The 7,305-nt window shown below is 64.5% G+C and carries 8 protein-coding genes; 6 read left to right on the plus strand and 2 right to left on the minus strand.

Translation table 11 applies throughout. The annotated features are described in order from the left end of the window. The coding region (locus tag H8A92_RS38840; protein ID WP_420831432.1) for a DUF2865 domain-containing protein at positions 1-762 on the plus strand (762 nt) is incomplete at its 5' end. Between the two features lie 25 nt (positions 763-787). On the opposite strand, the gene H8A92_RS38845 is transcribed toward H8A92_RS38840, so the two are convergent. Continuing rightward, a complete protein-coding gene (locus H8A92_RS38845) occupies positions 788-1,219 on the minus strand; it encodes a hypothetical protein (protein ID WP_229200555.1) in 432 nt (143 codons plus the stop codon). A 194-nt stretch (positions 1,220-1,413) separates the two neighbouring features. Between H8A92_RS38845 and H8A92_RS38850 the strand changes: the two genes are divergently transcribed. After that, a complete protein-coding gene (locus tag H8A92_RS38850; RefSeq protein WP_229200556.1) occupies positions 1,414-1,704 on the plus strand; it encodes a GIY-YIG nuclease family protein in 291 nt (96 codons plus the stop codon). A 286-nt stretch (positions 1,705-1,990) separates the two neighbouring features. Here H8A92_RS38850 and H8A92_RS38855 read toward each other — a convergent pair whose 3' ends face one another. Next, positions 1,991-2,224: a hypothetical protein gene (locus H8A92_RS38855; RefSeq protein WP_229200557.1), complete on the minus strand. Its 234-nt coding sequence runs from the start codon at positions 2,222-2,224 to the stop codon at positions 1,991-1,993. Between the two features lie 256 nt (positions 2,225-2,480). On the opposite strand from H8A92_RS38855, the gene H8A92_RS38860 reads away from it, so the two are divergent. The 4 genes from H8A92_RS38860 (at position 2,481) to rocF (ending at position 7,157) form a co-directional block, all read left to right on the plus strand. Further along, positions 2,481-4,991, plus strand: a complete 2,511-nt coding sequence (locus H8A92_RS38860; protein ID WP_229200558.1) for a glycogen/starch/alpha-glucan phosphorylase — start codon at positions 2,481-2,483, stop codon at positions 4,989-4,991. A 19-nt stretch (positions 4,992-5,010) separates the two neighbouring features. Next, complete coding sequence (locus H8A92_RS38865; protein ID WP_229200559.1) at positions 5,011-5,244, plus strand: hypothetical protein; 234 nt, start codon at positions 5,011-5,013, stop codon at positions 5,242-5,244. An 8-nt stretch (positions 5,245-5,252) separates the two neighbouring features. Then, on the plus strand, positions 5,253-6,071 hold the full coding sequence (locus H8A92_RS38870; protein WP_229200560.1) for an acyl-CoA thioesterase: 819 nt from the start codon (positions 5,253-5,255) through the stop codon (positions 6,069-6,071). A gap of 108 nt (positions 6,072-6,179) precedes the next feature. After that, complete coding sequence (gene rocF, locus H8A92_RS38875; RefSeq protein WP_229200561.1) at positions 6,180-7,157, plus strand: arginase; 978 nt, start codon at positions 6,180-6,182, stop codon at positions 7,155-7,157. Positions 7,158-7,305 lie beyond the last annotated feature (148 nt).

A 7,305-nucleotide genomic window follows, 5' to 3' on the forward strand; every position in this document is an offset into this window, starting at 1 on the left:
GCGGGTTCCGTCCTGGTCGTGCCCGCACCCGTCTCAGCCGAAGGGCTGTTCGACTTCTTCTTCGGCGGTTCCCAGAAGCAACAGGGCCGGCAGGCCCCGCCGCAAGCCAATTTCTTCGCCGATCCGTTCGGCCTCAACCAGCAAACGGACCGGCAGACATCCGCACCTCAATCGGCAACGCGCGTGGCCGGTTCCGGACCGGCCTATTGCGTGCGCAGCTGCGACGGCAAGTATTTTCCGCTGACGATGCGCGGCAACGCGACGCCGGCGCAGCTCTGCCAGGCCTTCTGTCCGGCAAGCGCCACCAAGGTCTATTACGGCAGCCATATCGACAGCTCCGCCTCGAGCACCGGCGAGCGCTACGCCGACAGCGAGAACGCCTTCGCCTATCGCAAGGCGCTGCGCGCCGACTGCACCTGCAACGGCCGCGACCCGGCAGGGCTTGCGCCGGTCGACCTCACCCTCGATGCCTCGCTGAAGGCTGGTGACGTGATCGCGACCACCGACGGCCTGGTCGCCTATACCGGCGTCCGTGTCGGTAACGAGCAGTCGTTCGACTTCACCCCGGTCGCCTCCTATCCCGGGTTGACCGCGGCGGTGCGCGCCCGGCTCGGCGAAATGAAGGTCGCTCCCATCAGCGCCGAGATCGCGAGCGACGCGCCGTTGCCGGAAACCAGCCGCGATGTCGCGCCGCAGGCGCCGTCGTCGGTTGTGCCGAAGGGCAACGCCGCAAAGCCCGCCAAGCGGGCCGAGGCGAACTGAGGGTTGCGAGCTGTGCGGGCGCCTGTCAGCGCGCCACGATCACGCCGATCACGTTCGGCGCGGCCATGTATTTCTCCTCGATCGCGGCCCGCGCGGCGGCGCGGTTCTCCGGATTGAGGACGCCGCGCTTCTCGGCGAGGATCATCCAGCAATAGCCCCACCAGTCGGTCAGCATGCCGTGATCATCGACCAGATCGTAGCCCTGCTCGCCGGCGAAGATCCGCGCATGCGCTTCGTCGAGCGTATCGAGCCAGGCGTGATCTTCGAGCGAAAACAGCTCGTCGCTGAAATCGTCCGTGGTGTAGCCCCAGATCGACATGCAGACCGCGTTGAACTCGCGGTCGAGTTGGTCGTCGTCGATCGGCTGGCGCCGCGAGGCCTGGTGCAGCCGCGACAGCGAGCGGGCGAAATCCGCGATGCGGGTGAGAGCAAACTGATCGAAGGCGATGGTGGACATGTAGTCCTCGCGAAGGCTGGGAGACCCTAGATATTGTATCGGCGCAGCGCCGAATCATAATGATATATCAAAGACTTGCTAAAGTGTTCTTAATTCGTTCTGATTGGTTATGGATCATTCCAGAGCGTCGCCCCGGCGAAGGCCGGGGCCCATAACCACTGCTATCCGACATCTCGCGTGATCGGTGCCCCGAAATGAATGCCACGGCTTATTACGTTTACATTCTCGCGAGCCGCCGCCACGGGACGCTCTACATCGGTGTCAGCAACGATCTCCGCAATCGGCTCACGCTCCATCGCTCCGGACGTGGCTCGAAATTCGTCAAGAAATACGGCGTCACGCGACTGGTTTACGTAGAAGTCTACGCTTCCCCGCAGGAAGCGATCGCACGTGAAAAAGCGCTCAAGGAATGGCGCCGTGACTGGAAGATTCGCTTGATCGAGCAAGACAACCCGGAGTGGGGCGACCTGTCCCATCTTCTCTGACGGTTGTGGTTATGGGCCCCGGCCTTCGCCGGGGCGACGAATGCGGTGACTATTTTCGCTTCATGAAAAAGCAACCGCTGTGAAACTCGCGCCGTCCCCAAAAGCAATTCGGGCCGCTGACTAGGTCAGCGGCCCGTTGAAAATTGCTTCGGTATGAAATGCGTCGGAGCTGAAAAATGTGCCCGCCCCACGAGCGACAGGTGTGGTTGTAAAGGACTTGTTAAGCCTTGGAAATCCGTATCACCACGGTGTCCCAACCAGCGCATGGAAGCGCGCTGCGCGGTGTTCAATTCGCGGCCGACAGCAGCCTGTCGCCGCAGGCGTTCGCGTCAAACTTGCCACCGCATTGATGCTTGATGGCGGCGCAGCGCGCGGCGGGCGAAGTGTTCTGCGCCACGCTGAAGCTGCACGTCAGGCCGTCGGCGCTGCGGCCGCCTCTGCCTGCTGCGTAGGCTGCGCTGGTCGCCGTGATGCACACCACGAGCAATGCTGCGGCCGCGATTTCGATCAACAATCTCATCACGCATCCTCCGCCGATTGTCGGAAAATTCCGGCTTTCTCAGCGCGATCGTAGCACCCGCGATGGCGGGTCCGGAAGGTTCCCGAAGCGGCCCGGTCCTTGCATAAAATCGAGGCAGCGCCGGGTTTGGCCTTGTCCCGGACAGTTTCGATTGCCATGCAAGGCGCGTATCATTGCGTTGGAACATGATCGGGAAACCGTGGACACCGGATTTCCGAGGGGATCATGCTCAAATCTGAACGGCAGGGATTGGGCGTTGCAGGAACAGACAAACTACCCGGCATTGAACCAGCCGATCGACGAACTGGCGCTGACCGAGATCAAGGGCGCGATCCTGGCCAAGCTGCGGCTTGCGATCGGCAAGGACGCCACGGTCGCAACCAGGCGCGACTGGTACAAGGCGGCGGCGCTGACACTGCGCGACCGCATCGTGCACCACTGGCTGACGGCCGAGAAGCAGACCTACGACGCCGGTGCCAAGCGCGTCTATTATCTCTCGCTCGAATTCCTGATCGGCCGCCTGTTCACCGACGCGCTGAATAATATGGGGCTGCTGCCGCTGTTCGAGGCGGCGCTCGGCGACCTCGGCGTCGATCTCTCCGACCTGCGCAAATGCGAGCCGGATGCTGCGCTCGGCAATGGCGGCCTCGGGCGGCTCGCGGCCTGCTTCATGGAGAGCATGGCGACGCTGGCGATCCCGGCGACCGGCTACGGCATCCGTTACGATTTCGGCCTGTTCCGCCAGATCATGAACCACGGCTGGCAACAGGAATATCCCGACGAGTGGCTCGCCTTCGGCAACCCCTGGGAATTCCAGCGGCCGGAGGTGGTCTACAACGTCCATTTCGGCGGCCATGTCGAGCATGTCGACGATCGCGGCCGCGACCGCGCCACCTGGCATCCCGCGGAAACCGTCGAGGCGATGGCCTACGACACGCCGATCGTCGGCTGGCGCGGCCAGCACGTCAATGCGCTGCGGCTGTGGTCGGCGCACGCGCCCGATCCGCTCCAGCTCGACGTCTTCAACTCAGGCGACTACGTCTCGGCCAGCGCCGAGCAGGCGCGCGCGGAAGCGATCTGCAAATTCCTCTATCCGAACGACGAGAGCGCGGCGGGCCGCGAGCTCCGGCTGCGCCAGGAATATTTCTTCGTCTCGGCCTCGTTGCAGGATCTCGTCAAACGCCATCTCGCCTCCGACGGCGGCCTGCGCAACCTCGCGCAGAAGGCGGCGGTGCAGCTCAACGACACCCATCCGAGCCTTGCGGTCACCGAGCTGATGCGCATCCTGGTCGACCTGCACAGTTTCCGCTGGGACGAGGCCTGGAAGATCACGGTCGCAACGCTGTCCTACACCAACCACACGCTGCTGCCGGAAGCGCTGGAGACCTGGCCGGTCGAACTGTTCGAGCGGCTGCTGCCGCGGCATCTCGAGATCATCTACCGCATCAACGTGGCCCATCTCGCGCTCGCCGAGGAGCGCTTCCCCGGCGACATCGAATACCGCGCTTCGGTCTCGCTGATCGACGAGCGCAGCGGCCGCCGGGTGCGGATGGGCCAGCTCGCCTTCGTCGGCTCGCACCGCATCAACGGCGTCTCCGCGATGCATTCGGACCTGATGAAGGAGACCGTGTTCCACGACCTCCATCATCTCTATCCCCAGCGCATCACCAACAAGACCAACGGCATCACCTTCCGCCGCTGGCTGATGCTGGCCAATCCGCGGCTGACCGCGCTGCTGCGCGAGACCTGCGGCGAAGCCGTGCTCGACGACTTCTCGCTGCTCGAGCGGCTGGAGACCCATTCGAGCGACCTGGAATTCCAGAAGCGCTTCCGCGACGTCAAGCATCACAACAAGCTGGCGCTGGCGCGGCTGATCGGCGAGCGCAACCACATCAAGGTGGATCCGTCGGCGCTGTTCGACGTGCAGATCAAGCGTATCCACGAATACAAGCGGCAATTGCTCAACATCCTGGAGACGATCGCGCTCTATCATGCGATGAAGGACGATCCGGGTGCGAACTGGGTGCCGCGGGTCAAAATCTTCGCCGGCAAGGCGGCGGCGAGCTACCGCTACGCCAAGCTGATCATCAAGCTGATCAACGACGTCGCCGAGGTCGTCAACAATGACGCCTCGCTCGGCGGCAGGCTGAAGGTCGCCTTCCTCGCCGACTACAATGTCAGCCTCGCCGAGGTGATCATCCCGGCTGCCGATCTCTCCGAGCAGATCTCGACCGCCGGCATGGAGGCCTCCGGCACCGGCAACATGAAGCTCGCGCTGAATGGTGCGCTGACCATCGGCACGCTCGACGGCGCCAATATCGAGATCCGCGACGCGGTCGGCGAGGAAAACATCGCGATCTTCGGCCTCGAAGCCGGCGACGTCATGGTCCGCCGCAAGCAGGGGCTCGATGCCAGCGACGCGATCCGCAACTCGCCGCGGCTCGAGCGCGCGATCCGCGCCGTCGAGAGCGGCGAGTTCTCGCCCGGCGATGCCGCGCGCTTCGCCTCGATCGGGCACGCGCTGCGCTACCTCGATCACTACATGGTCTCGGCCGATTTCGATTCCTATTACGACGCGCAGCGCGGCATCGACGCGCGCTGGCAAGTGCCCCCGGCCTGGACCCGCGCCTCGATCCTCAACGTGGCGCGCATGGCGTGGTTCTCCTCCGACCGCACCATCCGCGAATATGCCGAGGACATCTGGCACGTGCCGGTGCACCCAGGCGCCTCGCCGCTATTGGGCACCCAGCGTGAGGCGAAGGGGTAATCCCGGGGCACGGAAATCGATGACGTTCGACGTCATTGAATTCGGCGTGGTCGCCGGGTTACTGCTTGTCCAAACGCAAACGTCGTTGCGAGCCGACGGGTCGCGCGAACGCGCGCCCGATGACAGGCTCCGCGAAGCGATCCATCGCACAGCATATGCGGAAGGATGGATTGCTTCGTCGCTTCAGCGCAAAATTGCTTTGCAATTTTGTCGCGAGCTCCTCGCAATGACGGCTGGACAGATTTGCCGCTAGGAAATTACATGCTCACCAAGACGCCGCACCTTTTCGATGAAGCAACTGCCGTGACTGCCGGCGACAGCCGCTGGCAGGGACGGACCAGCCCGGATTACTGGGCGTTCGTCGGCCCGTTCGGCGGCTGCACGGCGGCGACCATCCTGCGTGCGCTGATGCAGCATCCGCAGCGCGCCGGCGATCCGCTGGCGCTGACGGTCAATTACTGCGCGCCGGTCGCCGAGGGCGCGTTCGATCTCGATGTCCGGCTGGTGAAGGCCAACCGCTCGAGCCAGCACTGGTCGGTCGAGATGACGCAAGGCGGCGGCGAGGTGGCGACGCTGGCGACCGCCGTGTTCGCCGAGCGCCGGCCGTCATGGTCGCACCAGCCGGCCGTGTTTCCCGGTGCCGTGCCGTTCGAAGAGCTGCGGTCCTATCCGAAGCTCAAGATGACCTGGGCCAACCAGTATGATTTCCGGTTCGCCGCGGGCGAGCCGAAGCTCGGCGGCGCTGCCGCGAGCGAGCCGTCGAGCCCCTATTCGAAGCTCTGGATCGCCGATCGCGTGCCGCGCAAGCTCGATGCGCTGTCGCTGATGTCGATGTCGGATGCGTTCTTCGGCCGCGTCTTCCATGCAAGGCACGAGCTGGTGCCGTTCGGCACGGTGTCGCTGACGACTTATTTCCACGCCGACGCGGCCGATCTCGACGCCGAGGATACCACTCGCGTGCTCGCCACCGCCGACGCCAAGGTGTTCCACAAGAGCTACGGCGACCAGCACGGCGAATTGTGGTCACCCTCCGGCCGCCTGCTCGCGACCACGACGCAGATCGCCTATTTCAAGGCGTAAGCGGGCCGCGACTATCCACATGGCCGGATTGGACCGGGTTGCCTATTTCAAGGGTTGAGGGAACATTGGCGTGTCGCTTCTGTTCCACGCCCTTGGGAGCTCAGCCGCATGTCCGAAGCCGACAATTCCAAACCGTCACGCATCGCGCTGCTTGGCGTTCCCATCGAGATCGGCGCCTCGCAGCCCGGCCCGCTGATGGGCCCGGACGCGCTGCGCACCGCGGGCATCGCGCGCCTGCTCGAGCAGCTCGACTTCCGCGTTGACGATCACGGCAACCTTGCGATCCCGCAGGTCGTGGCCGACGGCCCGGTGCCGGCCAACACCAAATTCTACGACGAGGTGAAGACCTGGACCCGCGCGCTGTCCGAGCGCGCCTACTGGCTGGCGCATTCCGGCGCGATCCCGATCTTCATGGGCGGCGATCACTCGCTGTCGATGGGCTCGATCAACGGCGTCGCACGCTACTGGCAGGAAAAAGGTCGGCCGCTGTTTGCGCTGTGGGTCGACGCGCATGCCGATTACAACACGCCGGCCACGACAATCACCGGCAACATGCACGGCATGTCGGCAGCCTTCCTGTGCGGCGAGCCCGGCCTCGACGATCTGCTCGGTGGACTGCCGCGCGCCTCGATCCCGCCCGAGCAACTCGACCTGATCGGCACCCGCTCGGTCGATCCGCTGGAGCGCAAGCTGCTGCGGCAACGCAACGTCTCGATATCAGACATGCGCCAGATCGACGAGTTCGGGGTCGCCGTGCTGACCCGCCGCGTCATCGACCGCGTCAAGGCGAAGAACGGCGTGCTGCATGTCTCGTTCGACGTCGACTTCCTCGATCCGGAAGTTGCACCCGGCGTCGGCACCACGGTGCCGGGTGGTGCGACCTATCGGGAAGCCCATCTCATCATGGAGCTGCTGCACGATTCCGGACTGGTGCGCTCGCTCGACATCGTCGAGCTCAATCCTTTCCTCGACGAGCGCGGCCGCACCGCGCGCGTCGCAGTCGAACTGATCGGCAGCCTGTTCGGTTTGCAGATCACCGACCGGCAGACGCCGAGCAACGCCGTGCTGCCGGAGATGGGCGAGTAGCGAACGGCGAAGCGCGCGCCGCCTCTGAGGACGGGACTGAGGCGTCACAACATGTCCGACGTCGTCCCTGCGAAAGCAGGGACCCATAACCACAGGGTTTGGTTGTTAAGGAAGGCTGCGGCCCCAGCCCTGCGCAACAATGGCCTTC

Source organism: Bradyrhizobium acaciae, from assembly GCF_020889785.1.
Classification (GTDB): Bacteria; Pseudomonadota; Alphaproteobacteria; order Rhizobiales; family Xanthobacteraceae; genus Bradyrhizobium; species Bradyrhizobium acaciae.

Bases quoted from the DNA above. Each gene is read 5' to 3' on its own strand.
- H8A92_RS38870 (WP_229200560.1), top strand. From the start codon at position 5,253: ATGCTCACCAAGACGCCGCACCTTTTCGATGAAGCAACTGCCGTGACT.
- H8A92_RS38845 (WP_229200555.1), bottom strand. From the start codon at position 1,219: ATGTCCACCATCGCCTTCGATCAGTTTGCTCTCACCCGCATCGCGGAT.
- H8A92_RS38855 (WP_229200557.1), bottom strand. From the start codon at position 2,224: ATGAGATTGTTGATCGAAATCGCGGCCGCAGCATTGCTCGTGGTGTGC.
- H8A92_RS38865 (WP_229200559.1), top strand. From the start codon at position 5,011: ATGACGTTCGACGTCATTGAATTCGGCGTGGTCGCCGGGTTACTGCTT.
- rocF (WP_229200561.1), top strand. From the start codon at position 6,180: ATGTCCGAAGCCGACAATTCCAAACCGTCACGCATCGCGCTGCTTGGC.
- H8A92_RS38850 (WP_229200556.1), top strand. From the start codon at position 1,414: ATGAATGCCACGGCTTATTACGTTTACATTCTCGCGAGCCGCCGCCAC.